The 22,645-nt window shown below is 68.4% G+C and carries 17 protein-coding genes and 4 pseudogenes; 11 read left to right on the plus strand and 10 right to left on the minus strand.

Annotation, left to right across the window (positions count from 1 at the left end; genetic code table 11):
• The first annotated feature begins 2 nt into the window (after positions 1-2).
• Both IF17_RS1000000139465 and IF17_RS1000000139750 read left to right on the plus strand, forming a co-directional pair.
• Positions 3-455 carry a hypothetical protein gene (locus IF17_RS1000000139465; RefSeq protein WP_237667267.1) on the plus strand — a complete coding sequence of 151 codons (453 nt, stop codon included), beginning with the start codon at positions 3-5 and terminating at the stop codon, positions 453-455.
• Between the two features lie 624 nt (positions 456-1,079).
• Positions 1,080-1,346, plus strand: a pseudogene (locus IF17_RS1000000139750) (helix-turn-helix domain-containing protein); the annotation flags it as partial.
• 1,684 nt (positions 1,347-3,030) lie between these two features.
• On the opposite strand, the gene IF17_RS0112740 reads toward IF17_RS1000000139750, so the two are convergent.
• From IF17_RS0112740 to IF17_RS0112750, 3 genes are all read right to left on the minus strand, one after another.
• On the minus strand, positions 3,031-4,401 hold the full coding sequence (locus tag IF17_RS0112740) for an FAD-binding oxidoreductase (protein WP_051883998.1): 1,371 nt from the start codon (positions 4,399-4,401) through the stop codon (positions 3,031-3,033).
• Positions 4,402-4,571: 170 nt separating this feature from the next.
• Entirely contained in the window at positions 4,572-5,426 is an 855-nt protein-coding gene (locus tag IF17_RS0112745) for an alpha/beta hydrolase (protein WP_030565231.1), read from the minus strand.
• Positions 5,423-6,700 carry a metal-dependent hydrolase family protein gene (locus IF17_RS0112750; protein ID WP_244890469.1) on the minus strand — a complete coding sequence of 426 codons (1,278 nt, stop codon included), beginning with the start codon at positions 6,698-6,700 and terminating at the stop codon, positions 5,423-5,425. Before IF17_RS0112750 ends, IF17_RS0112745 begins: the two co-directional genes overlap by 4 nt.
• Before the next feature lie 42 nt (positions 6,701-6,742).
• On the opposite strand from IF17_RS0112750, the gene IF17_RS0112755 reads away from it, so the two are divergent.
• Positions 6,743-7,339 carry a TetR/AcrR family transcriptional regulator gene (locus IF17_RS0112755; protein WP_030565233.1) on the plus strand — a complete coding sequence of 199 codons (597 nt, stop codon included), beginning with the start codon at positions 6,743-6,745 and terminating at the stop codon, positions 7,337-7,339.
• 330 nt (positions 7,340-7,669) lie between these two features.
• Positions 7,670-7,957, plus strand: coding sequence for a hypothetical protein (locus IF17_RS1000000138950; protein ID WP_030565234.1), 288 nt, complete (start codon positions 7,670-7,672; stop codon positions 7,955-7,957).
• A 23-nt stretch (positions 7,958-7,980) separates the two neighbouring features.
• On the opposite strand, the gene IF17_RS0112765 is transcribed toward IF17_RS1000000138950, so the two are convergent.
• Together IF17_RS0112765 and IF17_RS0112770 are read right to left on the minus strand one after the other, a co-directional pair.
• On the minus strand, positions 7,981-9,495 hold the full coding sequence (locus IF17_RS0112765) for an FMN-binding glutamate synthase family protein (protein WP_030565235.1): 1,515 nt from the start codon (positions 9,493-9,495) through the stop codon (positions 7,981-7,983).
• Between the two features lie 154 nt (positions 9,496-9,649).
• A complete protein-coding gene (locus IF17_RS0112770) occupies positions 9,650-11,335 on the minus strand; it encodes an acetolactate synthase large subunit (protein WP_030565237.1) in 1,686 nt (561 codons plus the stop codon).
• Positions 11,336-11,671: 336 nt separating this feature from the next.
• Between IF17_RS0112770 and IF17_RS0112775 the strand changes: the two genes are divergently transcribed.
• On the plus strand, positions 11,672-14,761 hold the full coding sequence (locus tag IF17_RS0112775) for a LuxR C-terminal-related transcriptional regulator (protein WP_244890487.1): 3,090 nt from the start codon (positions 11,672-11,674) through the stop codon (positions 14,759-14,761).
• A 187-nt stretch (positions 14,762-14,948) separates the two neighbouring features.
• On the opposite strand, the gene IF17_RS1000000137725 is transcribed toward IF17_RS0112775, so the two are convergent.
• Together IF17_RS1000000137725 and IF17_RS0112785 are read right to left on the minus strand one after the other, a co-directional pair.
• On the minus strand, positions 14,949-15,914 hold the full coding sequence (locus IF17_RS1000000137725) for an aegerolysin family protein (RefSeq protein ID WP_167344516.1): 966 nt from the start codon (positions 15,912-15,914) through the stop codon (positions 14,949-14,951).
• A gap of 88 nt (positions 15,915-16,002) precedes the next feature.
• Positions 16,003-16,305: a hypothetical protein gene (locus IF17_RS0112785; RefSeq protein ID WP_157851152.1), complete on the minus strand. Its 303-nt coding sequence runs from the start codon at positions 16,303-16,305 to the stop codon at positions 16,003-16,005.
• A gap of 805 nt (positions 16,306-17,110) precedes the next feature.
• Here IF17_RS0112785 and IF17_RS1000000138515 point away from each other — a divergent pair.
• A pseudogene (locus IF17_RS1000000138515) lies at positions 17,111-17,329 on the plus strand (transposase); the annotation flags it as partial.
• A 21-nt stretch (positions 17,330-17,350) separates the two neighbouring features.
• Positions 17,351-18,067 (plus strand): annotated as a pseudogene (locus IF17_RS0112795) (AarF/UbiB family protein); the annotation flags it as partial.
• 164 nt (positions 18,068-18,231) lie between these two features.
• Here IF17_RS0112795 and IF17_RS0112800 read toward each other — a convergent pair.
• Positions 18,232-18,420 (minus strand): hypothetical protein, encoded by a 189-nt coding sequence (locus IF17_RS0112800; protein ID WP_030565248.1) that lies wholly within the window; start codon positions 18,418-18,420, stop codon positions 18,232-18,234.
• 43 nt (positions 18,421-18,463) lie between these two features.
• Positions 18,464-18,567 (minus strand): annotated as a pseudogene (locus IF17_RS1000000140360) (IS5/IS1182 family transposase); the annotation flags it as partial.
• A 6-nt stretch (positions 18,568-18,573) separates the two neighbouring features.
• Between IF17_RS1000000140360 and IF17_RS1000000138955 the strand changes: the two are divergent.
• The 3 genes from IF17_RS1000000138955 to IF17_RS0112815 all read left to right on the plus strand — a co-directional run bounded on the left by IF17_RS1000000138955 (position 18,574) and on the right by IF17_RS0112815 (position 20,746).
• Complete coding sequence (locus IF17_RS1000000138955; RefSeq protein ID WP_157851153.1) at positions 18,574-18,717, plus strand: hypothetical protein; 144 nt, start codon at positions 18,574-18,576, stop codon at positions 18,715-18,717.
• 356 nt (positions 18,718-19,073) lie between these two features.
• Positions 19,074-19,904, plus strand: a complete 831-nt coding sequence (locus IF17_RS0112810) for an alpha/beta fold hydrolase (protein ID WP_030565249.1) — start codon at positions 19,074-19,076, stop codon at positions 19,902-19,904.
• A gap of 212 nt (positions 19,905-20,116) precedes the next feature.
• Positions 20,117-20,746 (plus strand): TMEM175 family protein, encoded by a 630-nt coding sequence (locus IF17_RS0112815; protein WP_030565250.1) that lies wholly within the window; start codon positions 20,117-20,119, stop codon positions 20,744-20,746.
• A gap of 41 nt (positions 20,747-20,787) precedes the next feature.
• Here the strand turns inward: IF17_RS0112815 and IF17_RS0112820 are convergent, their stop codons facing one another.
• Positions 20,788-21,369: a snapalysin family zinc-dependent metalloprotease gene (locus tag IF17_RS0112820; protein WP_030565251.1), complete on the minus strand. Its 582-nt coding sequence runs from the start codon at positions 21,367-21,369 to the stop codon at positions 20,788-20,790.
• 344 nt (positions 21,370-21,713) lie between these two features.
• Here IF17_RS0112820 and IF17_RS0112825 point away from each other — a divergent pair, with 344 nt between their 5' ends.
• Positions 21,714-22,619, plus strand: coding sequence for an NAD-dependent protein deacetylase (locus tag IF17_RS0112825; protein WP_030565252.1), 906 nt, complete (start codon positions 21,714-21,716; stop codon positions 22,617-22,619).
• Positions 22,620-22,645 lie beyond the last annotated feature (26 nt).

Consider the following 22,645-nt stretch of genomic DNA (forward strand, 5'->3'; position numbering starts at 1 on the left):
CAGTGTCCACGGCGGACTCGCGCACTCGCGGAGAGGGCACGGGTACCTGGGAGGTCCTCTCCGCCGCCGGCAAGGCCGTGGGTGCCACCGTGGTCAGCGGGGACCTCATCTACCTGCGGAACCTGTACGGCAGTGACGGCGGCTACCTCGACACCAACGGGCACGCAACCGTCGACCAGAAGAACAGCGGTGGCAAGTACAACGTCTCGACGTCCAAGGACCAGGACCGCGCTCCCGGCACCGGCCGCTGGCGTCTTTTCGCCCAGTCCTCCACTCCCGGTGACCAACAGGTCCGGACCGGTGACGTGATCCACCTGTGGAACACCTACGGCGACAACGGCGGCTTCCTGGAGACGAACGGAGGCGGACCCGGCGGCGGCAAGTACGACGTGTGCACCAACGCCTACTACAACCGGGCCCAGAACGTCGCCGACTGGAAACTCCACCGCGCATAAGCCGCAACCGGCGCTCCCTACCAGCACGGCCCATCCGGCATCTCACCGTGCTTACACCGGGCCCGCCCTGGTCCTCACGGGCCAGGGCGGGTGCGGGAGTTCGCCGGGAGTCATCGCCGCGCGGTGGAAGCACGAGGCGGCGGCTTCCGTTGCACGCCCATCGACGCGAACGCCTCGGCTCCCGAATCGGCAAGGCCGTCGAAGCCGCGGCGTTGCGCCGCGCAATGCCGCAACCCGCAATCGTCTGGGCGGACCATGAGAACGCAGTGCCGAGGATGGGGCTGCCGGACCGGGAGGGGGCCCAACGTGACCGGCCGGTCCGGCAGCCTCGGTGGCCGGGCAGGCTCCGAGGCTGCTGGCCGGGTGCAGCGGGGGCGGGCCGGGGGCGGCCATAGCACCACGCCGCACACGTCCCGCACTGGACTGACCACCCGGCCGGCTCCGGGCGGGAACCGGTTGCACCCTGGCCGAGCGGCGGTCCGACGCCACCGCCCAGTCGTAGAAGCCGTCGGCGCCTGAGCGGGGATGCGCTCCCGCCCGGCGTGTCCTCCCGTAGTCCGGTCAACAGGCCGGTGTCGCCCGGCGCGGCAACCGGACGGCCAGAATGATCACGCGGCTGAACGAGTGCAGGTCCGGGAGATCGACGATGACGAGGGCCGGCGACTGCTGCGGATTGTCCGCAGGGGCACCGGGTCGGTGGTGACCTGGCGGCGGGCCCAGATGGTTCTGCTGTCCGCGCAGGGGATCCCCCTGGCGAAGATCGCCGAAGTGTCGTTCACCAGCGACGACCGGGTCCGCGATGTGATCCACAACTTCAACACCAACGACTTCGACTCGCTCTACCCGAAATACAAGGGCGGGCTGCCCAGGACGTTCACGCTACCCGAGCGCCCTCCTGAGCGGTCGTCTCAGCACCTTCCCCATGACACACCACCACGGCTTCGGCCGGAACACCGAGAGCCGTCAGGCTGTCGAGCGGGAGACACGTGGTGGATTGATTTCGGTCACAGCACTGTCCATGTGGCCTGAACCGGTGCATCGTTGGTCCTGCAGGATTCCCCGTTTCCCGCATCCATCGGGCCCTGCCCGCCTGTAGAGCGGGCAGGGCCCGAACGTCCCTCCCGGCCTCCCCACGGGAGGGGCACAGCCCCGACCCGGGCCAGACACTGTGCTGCGGGCACGGCACCCGCGCCTCCGCGTCGGCCATCCTTGTGCTTGCCGCCGCGCTCGGCCCACTGCTTCCCGGGGTGGGGCGGATCAGCGCCGCGTCCAAGTCGGCGTTGAACCTGTAGACGACGGAGATCCCGCGGCCGCCGGTCTTCTCGGGCAGTAACTCGATCGCCCACGACGTGGACGGGGATCGGCATCGGGCAGGCGCCACGAGATCAAGAAGATCGCGAAGTCCAAGCCGACTGAGCACGACCTGCCGGCGTGCCACTCTCATGAAAGCGACCCCCGGCAGGCTATGCAGGGGGTCGCTTCCATGAGACGGCGCCGCCCCTGACCTCCCGCCGACCGAGCGCGGCACCCTCCTGCGCGGCTGGCCGACGCGGACCTGGACGACTTGACCCGCGTCCGTGAGATCACCCAGGCCTACCGGGCCCGCTCCGGATCAGCCGCAGGCAGTCCGGCGCCGCCACCTGGACACTGGACGACCTCGACCGGCTCTCCGCCCACCGCGCTGAAGCCGCCCCGCATGGGAAGAAAGCGGTGCTGCGCCGGGAGGGGCGCCGCATCTGGCGTTCAGCGTAGGCACATCATGGCGAGCAGACCGTGTTCCGCGGCCGGGTGCCTGCGTGTCCTCCAGCTCAGCAGGGTCGGGATTAACCGATCACCACGGCCAGGGTGGACTGGATCGGCCTGCGCGGCGGCACGGGTGACGACGTCACTCACGCGGCGTGTGAGGGCGATGAAATTACGCAGGCGATAACGGCATCCTGATGGAACATCAACCATGGAACGCCAGTCCCTGGGCCCGCGGTTGGTCACTGTCCGCCAGGGCCACCGCAACCATGTCGGGCGACGGCCGTGCCTTGCTGCTGTCGTCATCAGCCAGGGACTGCACCCGCGTTGAGCGCCAGCGTGAGTAACACCCCCCGAGGACCGGAGCGCCTGCGCGAGGTCCGCAGGGCCACCCGAGCGGCGGGAGGGCTGGGTGACGGCTTTTCAGTGCATAGAGAGGGCGTACCATCCGCAGGGCTCTGACCTGCGGAAATGATCAATGGATGGGCATCCTGGGATGCCCATCCATGTCGCCTATGGTCATGTCGTGTGGGGTAATCGAAGGAACCTCAGGGTTCCTTCGCGGACGCTTGCCGACATGTCGTCACGAGTCACCGAAGGAATCCTCGCCGCGTCCTTGGCGCAGGACGACAAGGGGGACGCGGGTTGCGGGAAAGAAGGGGTGTTTGACCGTAGAGATCAGGGAGACCTGAGAGACAGCTCGGGACGGCCCTTTTCATTTCCCGCCGATGGGGGCCGACCAGCTGCGGCTCCTCCGGCGTGACGAAGCCCGCCGGAGGAGTCGGCCCCGGACAGAATCCGGTCCGTGTTTCCTCAACGATCCTCACCAGGATCATGCAGGCCCGAAGACTTTGCCGGGGTTGAGAATCCCGGCCGGGTCGAGAGCACGCTTCACCGCGCGATGCATCTCCAGCACGGCGGGGCCGAGTTCACGGGTGAGGCCGGGACGCTTGAGCAGTCCCACACCGTGCTCGCCGGTCACCGTCCCGCCCAGTTCAAGGGCGTCCGCGATGATGTCGTCGAACGCCGCGCGGGCTCGGACCTGAGCCGCCGCGTCACCGTGTTCCGTCACCAGCAGCGGATGCAAGTTGCCGTCGCCGACGTGCGCGATGTTAGCGATGGTGATCCGGTGCCTCTCCGCGGTCCGGTCGATGCGGGCCAGCATCTCCGCCACCGCCCCGATGGGCACACAGACGTCCTCCGTGAGTACCGGCCCCAGCCGCTCGAGCGCAGGGAAGGCCAGTCGGCGGGCCGCGAAGAGGATCTCGGCCTCTTCGGCTGTCTCCGACCGGTCCGCCCAGGTGGAGCCGGCCTCGCGGAAGCAGTCGACGATGCGGCGGGCACCGTCCTCGGCGGCCGGGCCCTCATCGTCGAAGCGGGCCAGAAGGACCACGTCCGCCTCGGCGGAGAGCCCCATGTTCTTCCAGGCGTCGACCGCGCGAAGACAGTGCCGGTCGACGAGTTCCAGCGCGGCCGGCCGTAGCCCGGCGGCAGCGGTCGCACGCACCGCATCACCGGCCTGCGCGACGCTGTCGAAGTAGCCGATGGCGGTCACGCCGACCGGGGGCAGTCGTCGCAGCCGGACCGTGATCTCGGTGACGACGCCAAGCGTGCCCTCGGCGCCCACCATGAGGCCCACAAGGTCGTAGCCGGCGACTCCCTTCGACGTACGGCGCCCGAGCCGGACCACCTCGCCCGTGCCGGTCACGACCTCCAAACCGAGGACGTAGTCGCGCGTGACGCCGTACTTGAGGCAGCACACTCCGCCGGCGTTCGTCGCGACATTCCCTCCGATGGTCGACCAGGGCGAACTGGCGGGGTCAGGCGGGTACCACAGGCCGAGCGTCGCTACGTGGGCGCGCAGGTCGTCGTTGACCGCACCGGGCTGCACGACGGCGATGCGCTCCAGCTCGTCGACCTCCAGCACCCGATCCATGCCGTCCAGCGCGAGGATCACGCAGCCTTCGACAGCATTGGCGCCCCCTGACAATCCAGTACCGGCGCCGCGGGCGACCACCGGGACGCTTTGCTCCAGGCAGGCACGAACCACGGTGCGGACCTCGTCGGTGCTCTTGGCTCGCACGACGGCCACCGCTCGGCCGACAGGCGCCCACACCGCCTGGTCGTGGGAGAGACCGGCGACGATGTCCGGATCAGTCACCACCCGGCCGGCGGGCAGCCGTCGCCTGAGTACTCCGGCGATACCCACGGCAGGGGTCGTCGCGCCGGCGAAGTCCCGCTCGGTCACCCGCACACCTCCAGAGAAGTTGTCTCACACATGAATGCGACATGGATGGCACCCGCGCTGGGCGGCGGCGCGGGCCCGCGAGCGCCACCCAGCGCGCCAGTCAGGCAGTGCCGTGGCGGTCAGGGTTACTGGGCACGGCAGGTCCTGAGATAGCTGAGGAACGATGCCTGCAGCCCGGTCACGTGCGTTTCGTGCATGAGTGCGCTGGTGACGGATCCGCTGCGTGAGGGGATGCGGTGAAGGAACGTGGCCGCGTTCTTCGCGAGATTCTGGTAGACCGCCAGGTCTCCGAGGATCTCCCGGTCGTTGAAGGTCACGTGAAGCTTGGCAGCAGGCAGGGTGTCACCCATGGCTCGAAGAAGGGCGAAGACCTGGCTGTCCCCGTTGATGATGCCGGGGCTGCCCGCGCCGATGCTCTCGAAGAAGGTGCTCTTGGTGAGCCAAGCATAGAGGCTGAAGAGTCCGCCGTAGGAGTAGCCGAAGAGACCGTGACCGCTCGGGGCTGTGCCGTAGTCGCGTTCGATCCGCGGGTGCAGGTCGTCGGTGAGGAAGTTCAGGAACATGTCCCCGCGGCTGTCGCCCAGTTCAGCGAGGTAGACGTCGGCTTGTTCGCGTGTCATCGTGCCTGTTTCGATCCCCATTTCCACCGCATCGACGTACTCCTTCGCGATGGGTTCACCGGGGGGCACGAGGTCGCGGTTGCGCAGGCTTTCCCAATGCTCTGCTTCCTCGCCCGCGTAGCCCACGCTGACTTGGACGTAGGGCCGAATGGACTGCATGGGGTCCAATTGTGTGACGATGAGTGGGGCGGTCATGCCCACGGTCCAGTTGCCGTCGAGGACGTACACGACAGGTGCTTGTGCCGCGGCAGGATCGTAGTTCGGTGGCGTGGTGACCCAGACGCCGTAGTCGTGCCCACCGCTGGAGCGCATCTCGAAGTAGTCGGTGTAGGGGAGGCAGCCCTGCCACATGGTGCTCATCTGAGGTCCTTCACGATTTGGCCGGCCTGGATGACGAGGACGGCGTTGTTGGGGTCGGAGAACAGTTCTGGGTCTTCGAGCGGGTTGCCGTTCCAGAGAGTGAGGTCTGCCTGCGCGCCGGGAGTGATGACCTCCACCTGGCCGGACAGGCCGAGAATCTCGGCGTTGGTCCGGGTCGCCGCCACGATTGCTTCCATCGGCGTTTCGAGGGCTGCACGCAGGCTGAGTTCCTTGCCCCGGCGGCCCTGGGCCGGACCGATGAGGTCGGAACCCAGCCCGATCCGTGCTCCTGCGTGCTTGGCGACGGCGAGGGCCTTCGTCATCTGCTCGCGTACGCCCTCGACTCGGTCGCGGGTCGACTCTGTGAGACCGGCTCCGGCGGTGTCGTGCAGCAGTTGCTCGACGACAGCGAACGTGGGCACGAGGGCGACCTCGCGAGCGGCCATCAGGACCGCTGTGAATTCGTCGAGGCTGGTGCCGTGCTCGACACAGCGCACCCCGGCCTCGACCGCATTGCGTATGCCCTCGTTGTTGTGGGCGTGAACGGTCACATAGGTGTTCCGTGCCGCAGCTTCTTGAACCGCAGCGGCGATCTCTTCGACGGTGAACTGGGTGTCGGTCAGTCGATCATGTGCGCCCACCACTCCGCCGGTGACGCAGAGCTTCAGGAAGGAGGCTCCGCGACGGAAGGCTTCGCGGACGTTGCGTCGCAGCTCGTCCGCGTTGCCCGCCATCATGGAGAGGGCGCACAGGCCCGGGATGTGGTGGCTGCTCCACAGCTCGGTGGGTTCCCATTCGGCTCCGTAGTAGCCGTGTCCGCCGATCTGGCACTGAACAGGTCCGCACGACAGGACGCGCGGCCCTCTGACCTTGCCCTTCGCGATCGCGGTGACGACACCGCCGTCGATCCCGCCGGTGTCACGGACGGTGGTGAAGCCGGCGTCGAGCGTCGCGCCGGCCGTGGCGAAGATGTCCGCCGCGATCTCGGCGGCGCTTACCTGAAACGAGAAGTGCGGCTGGATCGGGCTCGAAAGGCCCAGGTGAACGTGAGCGTCGATCAGGCCGGGCGTCATCGTCAGTCCCTCGGCGTCGAGACGCTCGCCGTGCGCGCTGGAGGCGCCGGGCCGGGTGATGCGGCCGTTCTCGACAGTGATGTCGTTGTTGCTGGGATCGCGCCCCGATCCGTCGATGACCGCCGCTCCGACTACATGTACAGGTCCCATAGTCGATCCTCCGCCGTTGCGTGCCGGCTGCGACCATGTGCGAAGCAACACGGAACCGCCAACCTTTTCTTTTCCAATGGATAAACTGTGGGAGTGGTCCTGTCAACCTCAGAACGCAAGAGCAGCGCGCGCGAGCGACTCCTGGCACGGCTTCTCGACGCCTTCGGCGAGGCCCTTCCCCCGCCGGAGATGTCGCTCCGCGAGGTCGCCGCCCGGATCGAGACCAGCCACGCCCTGTTGCGCTACCACTTCGGGTCACTCCCGGGCGTCCTGGCCGCCATGCTCACGGCCCAGCGATCCCGTGACAACGAGGCACTATTGGAGGCCGCCCAGCAGGGCACCTTCGACGATCTCGTCGTGGCGATCTGGCGTACTTACAGCCGGCCGGAGCAGCTGTCGCGCGCCCGCGGCTTCTTCTACGTCGTCGGACTGGCCGCGTACGGCCCCGAGGACTTCCGTGGGTTCGTGGAGTCCATCGGCGACCTCACCCTGATGCTGTCCTCACTCGCGGAACGCGAAGGGCTCGAGAAGAAGGAAGCGCAGGACGTGGCCACCGTCACCATCGCCGCGATTCGCGGCCTCCTCCTTCAGGAAATCCTGACCCCCGGAACCCGCTCGGAGGACGCGGTCGCCTTGATCCTGCGCATCAGAGAAAGCCGATCCGTTCCACGACTGCGTCCGGAGCGTTGAGCAAGCCTTCGCTCACGCCTGCGCGAGCCACGGCCCGTCGCTGTCGTGTCCGCAGTCGCCTCACCTCTGTGCCCTGCCTATGACCGGCATGTCCTTACGGCGGCCACCGAGCAGCACGCGACCTGGCTTCGGAACATCCGAGGTCGCCTCGGTATATGACCTCAACAGCCAGGGGCTTCACGCCTCTGCCAGGCTCGTCGTGGGTCCTGACAGCTGGGCGTCGGCGCACACGTGCGCGACAACTGTCGGGTACGAGAACAGAAAGTGGCGACGCCAGTCGCCCGAACGTGGTCTTTGACCTGCGTAGTGTGCGGACAACGGGCGAAGCGGATGGTCGGGTGCGCGCTGCTGTCCGAGCTGCGGGACCGGGCGCGGGAATCCCCCATCTCGGCGGCGCCGGGCATCGTCCGGTTCACGGTGAACGTGATCCCGGACCGCGAGCACCCGAACACTGCCGACACCCAGGAGGCGATGTGCGATGAGCACCTGGCGCTCGCGCACGCGGTGCACTGCGCACCCGGTGCGCACCGAATCCAGCCGGTGGGCACCGCGATGGGCGCCATCGTCGACTCGGTGCGCTCCGTTCGGTGGACGTGCTGCGCAGGGGATGACGGTTGAAGGCAGGTGGCCGAGTAGCTGGCTCAGGGGGTGAGCAGTTCGGCGATCTCATGGACGAGCTCCGGGCCGAGAGAGCCCCAGCCATCCTTGTAGCCGTACACAGCCCCCAGGCTGCGGGCGTCGTAGTCGCCGTTCAGGATGTCTATGTCGGCGGGGGTGATGAGCGACGGGTGGGGGACACCGACGGCGCCCGAGACCTTCAGCAACTCCCTGCGCAGGGTGCGCAGGTACATCGCAGCCCGGATGCCCTTCGAGGGCACGTCGATGCCACGCGCCAGCCACGGGTTCTGGGTGGCGATGCCGGTGGGGCACTTGTCGGTGTGGCATTTCTGGGCCTGGATGCAGCCGATGGACAGCATCGCCTCACGGCCCACGTTGATCATGTCGACGCCGAGGGCGAACGCGACGACGGCGTTCTCGGGCAGGCCGAGCTTGCCGGAGCCGATGAAGGTGATGTCGTCGGTCAGGTCCCGCTCGGCGAACACGCCGTAGACGCGGGAGAAGCCCATACGGAACGGCAAGGACACCGAGTCGGCGAAGATCAGAGGAGCCGCCCCGGTGCCGCCCTCGCCACCGTCGACGGTCACGAAGTCGACCCCTCTCTCGCCCCGCTCCATCAGGGTGGCGAGTTCCTCCCAAAAGTCCATCTCCCCGACGGCGCTCTTGATCCCGACCGGCAATCCAGTCTCCGTAGCCAACAGCTCCACGAAGTCGAGCATCGAATTGACGTCGTGGAACGCGGTGTGCCGCGACGGCGAAACGCAGTCCTTGCCTGCGGGAATGTCGCGGATCCCGGCAATCTCGTCGGTCACCTTTACACCCGGCAGCATGCCGCCGAGCCCCGGCTTCGCGCCCTGCGAGAGCTTGATCTCGATCGCCTTAACGGGCGCGCCCGCGACCACGGACTTGAGCTTGTCGAGGTTGAACGTCCCGTCCTCGTTACGGCATCCGAAGTACGACGTACCGATCTGGAAGACGAGGTCCCCGCCGTTGAGGTGGTAGGGCGACAGGCCGCCCTCGCCGGTGTTCTGCATCGTCCCGGCCAGCGCCGCGCCTTTGTTGAGCGCCGTGACGGCCGCGCCGGACAGCGAGCCGAGGCTCATCGCCGAGATGTTGATGACGCTCGCCGGGCGGAACGCCTTGGCGCGGCCGCGCGGTCCGCCGAGTACCTTGGCAGAGGGCAACGCCGCCTGCGGGTCGCTCAGATCGGGCAGCACATCGGCGAACGTACGCTGCTTCACGTATGCATGACCCTGTATGTGCTCGATGTCGTTATCGGTGCCGAACCCGACGTAGTTGTTCTCACCCTTCGCCGACGCGTAGATCCAGCTGCGCTGGTCACGGCTGAAGGGACGCTCCTCATCGTTGGACGTCACGATGTACTGCCGTAGCTCGGGGCCGATCGTCTCCAGCACATACCTGGCGTGTCCCACCAGGGGGAAGTTCCTCAGCAGCGCGTGCTTCTTCTGCACGAGGTCGCGGGCGGCCACCAGCGCCAACCCCGTGGCGGCTGCCGCACCTATGCTCCGAGCACGCACGATAGAAGTTCCTCTCCCAGACTGTCCGATCCTCACGGTGGCCATCTACCCCGCGCCGCGGAGATGCCACGCGATGCCGCAGATCCGAGGGCGCCGCCCCTGCAGGAGGGCCGCCACGCGGCCCGTACGACGGTAGGGCCGAGCCGCGGGCGGGTCAGAGCGCCGAGTCGAGGTGCCCGAGGTGCTCGATGAGGTTCATGTTCTCGGCATAGTCCACCGGGCAATTGATGATTGACACTCCCGGGTCCGCCAGTGCCTCACGGAGCGTCGGCAAAAGCTCCCCGGCGGACTCGATGTGGTAGCCCTTCGCGCCGAAGCTGCGGGCGTACTGGACGATGTCCGGGTTGCCGAAGTCGATGTTGGAGTGTTCCCCGGCCTCCAAGTCCATCTTCCACTTGATGAGCCCGTAGCCGTTGTCCTCCCAGATCAGCACGGTCAGCGGGATGTTCTCCCGAACCGCCGTCTCGATTTCCTGGGAGTGCATGAGGAACGAGCCGTCGCCGACAGCCGCCAACACCTTCGTCTGCGGCCTGGCGAGCTGAACCGCGAGCGCGCCGGGCAGCGAGAAGCCCATGGTGGACAAGCCGTTGGAGATGAGGCAGGTGTTCGGCGCGTACGTCGGGTAGAGCCGGGCCATCCACATCTTCAGCGCGCCGGTGTCGACCAGCACGATGTCGTCGCGCCCGAGCGCGGCGCGGGTGTCGGCGATGACGCGCTGCGGGGCGAGCGGGTAGCGCTCGTCAGCCGCGCCCTGCTCGAGCTCCTTGGCCAGCAGCGTGCGGATAGCCGCGGTGTCCTCGTCGTCGATGGTCCAGCGCAGGCCGTCGAGTTCCGTGGCGAGGGCGTCGAGGGAGGCGGAGATGTCGCCGATGATGCCGACGTCGACCGAGTAGCTGTCGTCCACTTCCGCCGGGACGCGGTGGATATGGATGATCTTCTTGTCACCGTCCGGGTTGATCCGGGACGGGTCGAACTCCTGCAGCTCGTAGCCGACGGCGATGACGACGTCGGCCTCCTCGAACCCGAAGTTGGTGTAGTCGCGCCGCATGAAGCCGAACGTGCCGGTCGCACACGGGTGGTCGTCGGGCAGGACGCCCTTGCCGTGGAAGGTGGTCGCCGTCGACACGTCGAGTGCGGTGGCGAACGCAGCCAGCGACTCCTCAGCGCCGCCGCGCGCCGCGCCGTGTCCGGCGAGGATCACCGGCCGGCGGGCCTCCCGCAGCAACTCCCCCGCCCGCTTGATCTGCTTCGGGGACGGTGCCTCGGGCTGCACGATGTTCCTGGGCAGCGGACGCAGGTCCGAGCCGTCCGTCGCCTCATCGACGTCCTCGGGCACGGCAAGGTAGACGGCACCGGGCCGCTCGGACTCCGCGGTCTTGAACGCTCGCCGCACCATCTCGGGAATGGCCTGGGTAGCCGGGACCTCCGCCGACCACTTCGTGACCGGGGTGAACATGCTCACCAGGTCCACGAACTGGTGGGACTCCTTGTAGTTGCGCTCCTTGCCGACCTGCGCGGTGATCGCGACAACGGGCGTGCTGTTCGTCATAGCGTCGGCCACGCCCAGCATCAGGTTGATCGCGCCGGGCCCCAGCGTCGCGGACATCACACCCGCCGAGCCGGTGAGTCGACCGTGCATCTCCGCCATGAAAGACGCGGCCTGCTCGTGCCGGGTGAGGACGTAGCGGATCTTCTCCGAGCGGGCGAGGGCATTGGTGAAACGGATGTTCTCCTCGCCGGGTACGCCGAACACCACCTCGACGCCCTCGTTCTCCAAGCAGCGAACCAGGAGTTCGGCCGCTCCGTCGGGGGTCTGCTTCGGGTGCTCGGCGTCGCTCACGCTGATCGTGTCCTCTCCTGAGTTTCGGCCGCGCCGATGCGCGGGCCGGTCAGCCGCCTACCCCGGCCGGCTGGTCGGACGCCTGCGGGCCGGGGCTACGAGAAGCTCTGTTGGACCCGGGGGAGCGCCATCCGCGTCTTCGGTGACAGCTCGTTCCTCGACTCCCTCCTCCTCAGACGCCGTCGCCACCGCGTGGCGGACCGCCGACTCGTCCTGGCCGGACCCCTGCTACCGCCTCGTCGTGCTCCTCCTCTCCGTGACCGGCACCCTGCCGCACTTCGAATCTCGGGGCTGGTGTGCTGCCAGGTGTTGTTCCAGATGGCGCGGTGGGCGGCAATGGCCTCTATTGGCTGCCCAGGCCGTGTTCCCACGGTTTGGCCGTCCGCTGTGCCCGCCCGCCATGACGGCTCCGGCACCGCGCTCCCTCCCCCGCCTCGCGATCACCCCGAACACTTTCGCGCGGGCGGGGGTGGCATACCAGCCGAAAGATCATCCGCCGGTCTGGCGGCATGCGGGGATGGGCAGGAAGGGGGAGCGCCCGCCCCGGCGCCCACAGCAACGCCAACAGCGAGGGAGGAACGAAGTGATCCCGCACGACGCCTTACGCTCATTTCCGCGTCCGAGAGGCCGTCCCGACAACCGATCCGCTCTATAACACCTCCTGCACACCGGAACGACACAACCGGAACCGAACAGAGATCCTGTCGCCGAGAACGAGGAGAGTGGGGATCAGTGCTGTGGGAGCGGGACGAGGTACTAGGCACGGCCACCGCAGCGGGGGAAGCCGCGCGGGCGGGCAACGGACGCTGGATACGGGTCACTGGGGCGTTGCCCGGCATGGGCAGGACGGCCCTGCTCGACGAGGTCGTACGACGGCAGACCGCCGACGGCATGCGTGTCAAGCACGCGCGCGGCGCGCCGGAGGAGGCCGCGTTCCCGTACGGTCTCGTCCGCCGGCTCTTAACCGAGGACATAGGCGGCGTCCCTTTCGGCACGCCCACCGGACACAGCGAGCAGTGGCTGTACCACCGGCTGGTGACCCAGCTGGCCCGCCTCGCCACCGAGCGCCCGGTGCTACTCGCGGTGGATGATCTGCACCACGCCGACGAACCGTCCCGGCACTGGATCGGCTATCTGGCGCGCCGCATCGCCGAGCTTCCCGTCCTCCTGGTGACCACCACCTGCGAGGGCTACACCGATCCCCCGGCGTTAGCCGCGGACACGGGCACTTCCGCCGAGCTGCGCCCGCTCAGCGCCCCCGCGGTCGTCCGTATCGCGCGGGCGGCGGGTCTGAGTACCCAGGAGACCACGACCTGCATCGAGGCGGGTGCGGGCAATCCGGCGCTGGTGCGCGCCTTGGTCGCCGATCTCCGCGACGGACCGTCTTCCCGCTCGTCCCTGGCGCCGGAGCGCAGCCGCTACCGGGAGACGATCACCGGCTGGATCCGGGGTCTCCCCGATCCGCGCTCTCGTCACGCTTGCCTAGCCCTCGCCGTGGCGGCCGGGGGAGAGACAGCCTCGGGCCTCTCCGACCGGGACACCGGCCTCTGTCCGGCCCGGCCCGCACCCGGCTCCCCGTCGATGGGCCACCGCCTTGGCACCCTGTTGCGCCACCCTCTCGCGAGGGAGGCCGTTCTCGCCGCCGCCGAACCCGAGGAACTGGCCGTGCTACACACCCGCGTAGCCCAAGTGCTGGCCGAGGAGGGCGCGCCCGCCACCGCCGTCGCCGCCCGGCTCCTGTATGTGGACCGGCCCGGGGAGGCATGGATGGTCCGCTCCCTGGAGGAGGCGGCGGACGAGACGCTGCGCGCGGGCCGGCCCGACGAGTCCGCCGGGTATTTGCGCCATGCCCTGAGCGGGCCGCTCGCCCCGGACCGCCGCGCCGGTCTCGCGATGCGCCTCGGCGCACTGGAGCTTCCCGGCAACGTGACCGCCGGAATCCGCTGGCTGTACACCGGACTGGAGCTCCACACCGATCTCCGGGAACGCGCGAGCGCCGCGAGCGCGCTCAGCGCCGGCCTGGTCGCGGGGCGGGACCCCGACGCCGCGTTACGGATCCTGCGCCAGGTCGGCCGGGCCGCCGACAACGACGACGAGCTCGTCCATGTGCTGCAAGCGCTCGGCGCCCTCGTCTCCTCGCACGAAGCCGAAGCCTGGCGCGACGCCGTCTCCGCGCTGCGCGCGCTCGCCCCGGTGGCTCCCCCCACCATCGAGCCCCTGGTGTGCGGACTGATCACCGAGTACGAGGCCGGGGCCGGACTCTGCTCGGCGGCGGAGGCGGTGGCCAGGGTCGAGCGGCGCCTGGAGGCACCGGTGGACCAACGCCTGCGCACCGCCTGGCTCGGCAGCGCGGCCACACTTCTGCAGTGGGCGGACCGTCTGGAGGAAGCGCGCGCACTTGCCGCCCGCTGCCTGCCCTCCTCGCCGATCCCCCCCGACCTGACGGACATGGGCCTCCAGTGCCTGCTCAGCGTACGGGCCGAGGCGGCGCTCTGGGCCGGCGAGTTCGGCCGCGTCATCGACGAGAACGTCGCCTGGGTGGAGCTGTCCGCCGGGCAGGGCGTCCGGCTGCCCCATCTGGCGGCCATGGTGGCGCTCGCCCGGTCCGAGATCGGGGCGCGCGCCGAGGCATGGGAGGCGGTGACCGTCACCGAGCCGTCCGGCGCCGACACCTCCTGGGAGTGGAACGAACTTGGCTACGCGCGCGCCCGGCTCCACGAGGCGGACGGCGACTGGCGGGCCGCCCTCGAAGGTCACCTGGCCTGTGGAGCCGGCCAGAGCGCCCGTGACTTCGTCAGCCCGGTCGCCACACCATGGCGCTCGGGGGCGGCGTTCGCCCTGGCGCGGCTCGGACGCCGAGAGGAGGCGCGCGAGCTCGCCGAGGAGGAACTCCGCCACGCCCGCCTCTGGGGAACCGGGCGCACCATCGGCCGGGCGCTGCGCGCCCAAGCAGCCGCTCTCGGCGGCAGGCTGGCCCTGGAATCCCTCACCGAGGCTGCAGAACTGCTCGGCTCGGCCCCCGCGCCGGTGGAACTCGTGGAGACCCTCGTCGATCTCGGCCGTGCCCGCCTCGATGCCGGCAACGGCCGCAAGGGCCGCGACACCCTGCGCGAGGCGCACGCCGTGGCGCTGCGGCTCGCCGCGCAGAAGTCGGGGGCCCGCCGTCTCCTGGATCTGACCGAGGAGGCGCTGCGTCGGGGCGGCGCCCGGAAGACCAACAACGGACAGGCGCTGACCGCGGCCGAACGGCGGGTCGCCGAACTGGCCGCCGCGGGACATACCAACGCACGGATCTCCTCCTCGCTGTGTCTCACCCGCCGCACCGTGGAGATGCATCTCACCAACGCCTACAGGAAGCTGCGGATCGCCCGGCGGACCCAGCTCGTGGCGGTGCTGGCGCGGGAGGCGGGCCCCGTGAACGAGTGACACCCCGTTTCGTCACCGATTGCCGTGTGCAGGCCCCCGCCGCACACCACACCGTGCCCCGCCGGTGATCCGGCGGGGCACGGAGGTCTCATGAACGGTCGGTCGCATCCGTGAGTGGTCCGGACGGTGGGGCCGGGCGGGGGTCGCCGCACTCATCCCCTGGACGGGGCCGCCCAGGCCTGCACTGTCACTGCTTCGTCAGAGTGAAGGCAACCGTGGCGTTGTTCCCACTACCGCCCTGATGGGTGCAATCGAATCCGGACGGAGCGGTGCAGGAGTACCTGTTGCTGCCCGAGTAGGGGTTGTTCCAGTACACCTTGACCTTGTTGGTCTCCCCGGACACATTGAAACTCACCTCGCCCTCCGTGCCGGTCATGAAGCCGTCGGACTCGCTCTGCCAGTTGCCGGAGATACCGGACTGGATGATGGAGGGCGGAAGCATGTTGGTGGACCAGATGCCCCAGTGCAGTTGCGAGGTGGAGCGAGTGAGCAGCCGCCCCGAGACATTGGTCAGGGTGACATTGGTGCTGCGCGCGGCATTGGCCGTGAGCGGATTGGCCGCCGCGCCCCGGGCCTTGGTCGCGCCGGGCGCCTTCTTCGCTGCCGATGCCTTCTTCCAGAGGTCGAATGTCACCGAAGCGTTGTTCCCACTGCCGCCGTACTTGTCGCACTGGTATCCCGCCGGGACGACGCAACTGTAGCTGTTGGATCCCGAGTAGGGGTTATTCCAGTGCATGCGGACCTCTCCGCCCCCGGGGAGCGCGTAGGTCACCTTCCCCTCGGTTCCGGTCATGAAACCGCAGGATTCGCTCTGCCATATGGGCTGCGCGCCATTGGCGACGGTATCGGGCGGCAGCATGTCGGTCGTCCAGCAGCCGTGGGGCAGTTCATCCCATGTCTTGACCAGATTGGTCCCGGAATAGTTGATCAGTTTGACCTGGGTGGAGCGGGCTGCGGTGACACCCACCTGGCCCTTAGCCTTGTTCTCGGACTTCGTGGGGCGCTGTTCGGCAGTAGCCGCCCGAGTCCCGGGCCGCTCGTCCACCGCCTGCGCCGCCGGGGCGAGGGCGACCGCCCCGGCCGCCATCAGGACTGCAGTGAGAGCGCCCGCCGCGGCGCGGCGCACATCAGTGATGCGAGTCAGTCTCTTCATGGTTTTACCCATTCCGTTCGAGCGGCGGGGAGTGCGCCGCGCTGGTCCGGTTCACTACGCACGGGCTCATGGCCCGACGCGGAGGGGATCACTGGTAGTAGAGGTCGTATGTCTCGTATGGAGTGGCCTCGATCATGTACTGACTGGCCATTCCAAAGCCCACCAGAGTGGCGTACGCTGCCATCGCCGCGAAATATGAGGGGTAATTGCCGCCATAGATCCAGATGTTTGCCGCCGCCGGGCCTTCCCGGCCGGCGGGTGCGGCGGAGGTGCTCGCCCGGTCGGTGTTGCCGACCGATGCCTTGGCGGCATGTGCCTGAGCGATACCGCCGATCAGAACAGCGGACGCAAGCACGGCGCTGACCGCGACCTTCCGAATTCCTCTTCGCATGACAATCCCTTTCTCGGCGTTACATGTTCGCGGTCGGTCGCCCGCCGCTTGGGTGCCGCCGGACCACCGGACCGCGAAGTGCGGTGGCGGTCACAGAATGGCATGGCGGTGCTACGTACAGGCACTGCGGAAAACCGCATACATACGACTCCCGTCACCAGCTGGCGCCTCCACGAGCGGGTTGGGTCCCCGACCGGCCGCCCCGGTGCCGTACCCCGCGGATGCGGTCGAGCCTGCGGCCGGACCTCTGTCCACACGTGGACGGCTCCTCGCCCAGTGGGGCCGCCCCGCTAGGTTCTGTCCGGCCGATCTTGGGCTGTGGGATGATGCCGTCCATGTCTTGGATCCGAAGGGGCCGTGCCTCGTAGAACACCAGCTTCACTTCGGCCGCGGGAACGCGGTTGGGGCAGACCCTGGGTGCGGTATCGCGATGTCCCAGGTCTGTCGGGAGCGGCGAATGCCGCTGTCCGTGTACTCGAACGGGAGCGATTGTCTCCGGGCATCGTGGCGGTGGCGCTGAGCGTGTGGTCCGGGCGCGTCCACGGCACGAGGCGCCGATGGAGGCAACGGGAGACGGAGTTCACCTGCTCCTGCTGCGGCGAGGGTTGGGCCCGGGACAAGCTGCAAGACGCTCTATTCATGCTTCCGCCAAGGGCCGCCAGCGAACTCCGGGTGCAGGTCGAGCTCCTGGACGCGGTGCTCCTCGGGCGAACGCATCACGAACCGGCAGAAGAGCCGGAGTTGGCGTGGTGGCATCGCAGGTGCTGACCGTACCCCTGTCGCCCACTGGTTCGTTGGCTCTTGCGTGACTGGTCGGAGGGATCTGACAGAGGCGGAGTGGCGACGTCTGGAGCCGCTCTTGCCCACGGGCAACAAGCGCTGCGGGCGGTGGCGCGATCATCGCCAGGTGGTCAACGGCATCCTGCACCGGGTGCGAACCGGGGTGCAGTGGCGTGACCTGCCTGAACGCTACGGACCATGGAAGACCGTATACGAGCGCCACCGGCGCTGGTCGGCCGTCGGCATCAATCACGTCAAGGTCGATGCGCTCACCGTCAAGCAGCGCAAGCAGATAGCCCGGCAGCTCATGGATTTCATGTTCCGTTCATACTTCGTCACCGGCCGCTTTCACGCCGACCCGCACCCCGGCAACATCCTCATCAGCCAGGATGCCATCGCCCATGTCATCGACTGGGGCATGGTGGGCCGCCTCGACCGCAGCACGCGTATGGCCATGCTGGGGGTTTTGATCGGCATGATGTGCAACGACGCAGAAGCCCTCGCCCGCCAATGGATCCACATGGGAGCCGCCACTCCGTGGAGCAACATCGCCGGCTTCGTCCAAGATCTCTCCCGCAAGGTGCCCTTATGGTCAAACGCCACCCTCGATGAGCTCCACTACGGCGTGGCCCTCATGTCTGTGCTCCAGCACTCCAGCAAACGGGGCATCCAGGTCTCCCCCAGTGTCTCCGTCATCGGCAAATCCCTGGCCAACATCGAAGGCTCCGTACGCTGCTTGTACCCCCAGCTAAAACTCATCAAGAGCCTCAGCAGCACCCTCAACGGCATCATGCACGACCTGCTGCGGGAGGAAGTCGCCTCCGAGCGGCTTGCCCAGCATCTCTTGGACCTTCTCGTTTTCACCAACAAAAGCGCTGGCCACTTGGAAGCCCTACTCAGAGACCTTGCATCTCGCCAGTTCACCGTGCAGGCGCGCACCAACCTCGGGGACCCGATCACCGCAGGCCGCTCACACCGCTGACACGGTCCACTGCGCGGGGCAACGAGGCTCGTGACGATGATGCAGCCCGCTGAGGCAGCCGAACGGACGAGTTCTTGATCGGGAGGAGTTAAGTTGAGTCCCCACGGGACGAGCCACTCTCAAGAACCCGTGGCGCGTACCGGCCAGGGGACTGCGTCACGGGTTCAGGACGAGGTCCTCCACCCGTTCTGCTCCCGATCGAACTTGAGCTGCCTGTCCACCTCGATGTTGGCTTCGCCCTGCCGCCTGTCGGGTGCAAAGATATTGTCGCTGCCGAGGACGTAGACCGTGTTCTCGCGGTTCTGTGTGGGTTCGAAGAGCTTGACCGCGTACAGGTCCTTGTCGCCGTTCACGCGTTCGACCGATCGGACGATCCCGTAGGTCGTGTCCGGCGGATCACTGGCGGAGCCAGAGTCGGATCGCGGCGGCGGTGACGGTGCCGTGGAGACGTAGGCCCGTCTGTCGTAACGGGTCGCGACCGCGCGGGAGTTCCTGAGCCGGTCCCGGTGGGCGCGCTGGCCGACAAGTACGGCGCGAAGCTGATGTTCCCGCTGGTGTCGGCGCTGAAGATCGTGCCGGTGCTGCCGTCGTCGATCAGCGCCGACGCCCGGCTCGTGTCCGCCTGGTCGGACTGGAAGGCGACTGGCTGAGGCGTGGTGAAGGACGAGGACGGCCTGGACAATCGCTGTGATGTGGTTGGTGCTGCCTTTGAGCTGCAGGAATGAATGGGGACGGCGGACTTCGCCCGCAGCCCCGCACTCCGAGCGCATGCGAGGACGCCGCCACTCCCGGTGGCAGACACCGCCAGCCCGGAGACTCGTCCACACGCCCGGGAGTACATATGCCCCATGGCGGGCTTAAGGTGTAATGTCACATTTGGCCGCGTCGGCTGTGCCGCGCCCACCGGACGACGAAGAAGGCTTCCGCCTTCCGCCCTCCGTGCCGCTCGGTCGGCTGAAGGATCACCGAACTCACCTTTCACATCCGCCAGGCGGGAGGGTCTGCCATGAGCAAGGTCACCACGAGCGACGGTACGAGCATCTTCTACAAGGACTGGGGTCCGCGCGACGGCCGACCGATCGTGTTCCACCACGGCTGGCCACTCAGCGCAGACGACTGGGACAATCAAATGCTGTTCTTCCTCGCGGAGGGCTATCGCGTGATTGCCCACGACCGTCGAGGACATGGGCGTTCCTCCCAGAGTCAGAGCGGTCACGAGATGGACACCTATGCCGCCGATGTGGCAGCGGTGACCGACGTTCTCGACCTGCGGGACGCCGTCCACATCGGCCACTCCACCGGCGGTGGCGAAGTCGCCCGGTACGTGGCGCGCGCGAAGCCGGGACGGGTCGCCAAGGCAGTCCTGGTCGGAGCGGTGCCACCAATCATGGTGCGAACGCCGTCCAACCCCGGCGGCCTGCCCATCGAGGTGTTCGACGGCTTCCGCGCGTCCCTCGTCGCCAACCGTGCGCAGTTCTACATCGATGTCCCCTCAGGGCCGTTCTACGGGTACAACCGACCCGGCACCGAGGTGTCCCAGGGAGTGATCGACAACTGGTGGCGCCAGGGTATGCGGGGAGCCGCCAACGCACACTACGAGTGCATCAAGGCGTTCTCCGAGACGGACTTCACCGAGGACCTCAAGGCGATCGACGTCCCCGTCCTGGTGGCGCATGGCACCGACGACCAGATCGTGCCCTACGACGACTCGGCGCCGCTGTCGGTCGAACTCCTCAAGAACGGCCGGCTCAAGAGCTACGACGGTTTCCCTCACGGCATGCTCACGACGCAACCCGAGGTGCTCAACCCCGACCTGCTGGCCTTCATCAAGGAGTAGGCAGCTCAGCCTTTGACCGTCGGCCTCCGACGGCGCACCGGAACTCCGGTGCGCTGTCACGGGCATCCGTGGGCCGAGCGGGGGCGTTTCAGTCAGACCTGGTCCTCGGCTTCGGGCACCAAGCTCCGAGTGGTCGTGGGCCGCCAACCGGGTGAAGAGCGGCGTGCCCGCAGTCGGAGCAATTCGCCTTCGATCGCGGGCCAGGAGCCAGGGTGAGCCGGGTGAGTAACGGCAGCCCCTCATCAGCACGCCCCGACCGTCTGATCACGTTGTCGGACGGCATCTTCGCGATCGCCATGACCCTGCTCGCCCTCGATGTGAGGGTCCCGCCCGGCCTGGACTCCGAGCAGTTCCACGACGCGCTGCGCGAAAGCTCTCCCCAGCTCGCCGCCTACGCGCTGAGCTTCCTCATCCTGTGTGTCTTCTGGCGGGACCAGCGGCAGATCCTCCTGATGTCCGCGAAGACGGGCGGCCTTCCCCAGCATCTGGCCCTCGCGGTGCTCGGCATGATCGCCTTGGTCCCCTTCCCCACGTCCATCCTCGCCGAGTACGGAGCACGCGAGCCGTGGGCGGTGGTGATGTACGCCGCGACCATCTGCCTCATCGACCTGCTGCAGCTCGCCATGTTCGCGACGCTGAGGGGCCGCCACGGTGTCCGCGCCGTGGGCGAGTGGCGGGACACCGCGGCAGACCTGAGCGCGACGATCGCGGTGTTCGGAGCCTCCGTACCCATTGCTTTTTTCGCCCCGCAGGCGGCCATGTGGTGCTGGCTCGCCCTCTTCCCCGTCAAGGCCGCCCTCGGTCGGCAGGAACGGCTCCGGAGTACCCGGCAGGACGGCTGAGACCTTGGGCGATGAGTACCTCGCGCTCGTCGGGCGACCCGCTACGGCGCGTCCACCAGGATCCGTCCGTCGGCCGGGGTCCGTGAAGCGAGGCCGTTGGCGTAGAAGGATTCGACGCGGGACTGCTCCGTCGCGTTCGGGACCGAATTCCTGCACCCGGTTCCGGCGCTGGAGCCCGACATCAGCTGGGAGCACGGGCCGGGCTTGGTGTCCGGCAGGCCCAGGCTGTGGCCGATCTCGTGTGCGGCGATGCGGGTCTTGTCATGCCCCTGGGTGACGGCCTGGCTGCCCAGCTCCACCCGGACCTGGCCGCCAGGGCGGACCGGGCCGAGTGTGGCCTGCGGCCAGCCGTTGGTGGCCACGATCTGGATCTCGGCGCGCGCGCCGGGCGCGGCCTCGACCAGTTTGACGTTGTCGACGTTCGAGTTCCACGAGGCGACCCCAGCCGCGATCGCCGCCTCCCAGCCGCCCGCACGGCTGTCGTCGTAGCGGAGTGTCACCACGGCCGCCGCGCCTTCCGTGACGTGCGGAACCGGCGCCTGCGTGGCGCTCGCCGCCGTGACGGTGGTCAGGGTGATCGCCGCGGCGATACCGGCCGCCTTCAGCGCTATCGAATTCAACATTGCTGTCCCTTCACTCATGGGGGGCTCGGCTCCGGGCGGAGCCGAGAGTGACGGGAGGACGGCTGCCGCCAACCTGCCTTTCCACAGGGACAGTTGCCGAGCCTCCAGGAGCCGCAGAACCTATGCCCACCAAGAGGTGTTCGCCATGCTCCTGTCACGCGAGACAGGCTGGAAATCGGTGGTGCGGATCGCAACGTGGCAGTACCTACCCGTACCGGGTGTCCCGCCGCTGGCACTGCTCTGGCCGGATAGGGCTGGTCTCCCGCGGGCGTGGGACCGGAACGGTGCGCCCGTGGTGCGGTGGCGACGCCGGGCGCCGGCGGCCCGTTCCGTACGCTGGGGGCATGCGTATGCGCCCCACTCTGAGCTGGACCCCCACCGAGGAGCTGTCGCCGGGCACCACCGATCTGGAGCCGGTCGCCGACGCGCTGAGCGGTGGCGGTGTGCTGGTGCTGAGCGGGGCGGGCATCTCCACCGAGTCGGGCATCCCCGACTACCGGGGTGAGGGCGGAAGCCTGAGCCGGCACACCCCGATGACGTACCAGGACTTCACCGCCGACCCCCAGGCCCGTCGCAGGTACTGGGCGCGCAGCCATCTCGGCTGGCGCACCTTCGGCAGCGCCCGCCCCAATGCCGGGCACCGGGCCGTGGCCTCGTTCGAACGGCACGGCATGCTCTCGGGTGTGATCACCCAGAACGTCGACGGTCTGCACCAGGCCGCCGGCAGCGAAGAGGTCGTGGAGCTGCACGGAAGCCTGGACCGGGTGGTCTGTCTCTCCTGCGGCACCCTCAGCCTGCGCCGCGAGCTCGCCCGGCGGCTGGAGGAGGCCAATGAGGGCTTCGCGCCCGTGGCCGCCGCTATCAACCCGGACGGCGACGCCGACCTCACCGACGAGCAGGTCGGCGACTTCCGCGTGGTGCCGTGCACCGTCTGCGGCGGCATCCTCAAACCCGACGTGGTGTTCTTCGGGGAGGCCGTGCCCGTCGAGCGGGTCGAACACTGCCGCTCGCTGGTCCGTCAGGCCACCACACTGCTCGTCCTGGGATCCTCACTGACCGTGATGTCCGGGCTCCGGTTCGTCCGCCAGGCGGCTCAGGCCGGACAGCCCGTGCTGATCATCAACCGGGATCACACCCGGGGTGACCGCCACGCCGTCACCCGCGTCGCGCTCCCGCTGGGGACGGCCCTCACCACCCTGGCCGGCCGGCTGGGCATCCCCGTCGACGACGGGTCGGCCGGGACCGGGTGAGGTCGGCCGGGAGATATCCGATGTAG

Source organism: Streptomyces cyaneofuscatus, from assembly GCF_000718135.1.
GTDB classification, from domain to species: Bacteria; Actinomycetota; Actinomycetes; order Streptomycetales; family Streptomycetaceae; genus Streptomyces; species Streptomyces cyaneofuscatus.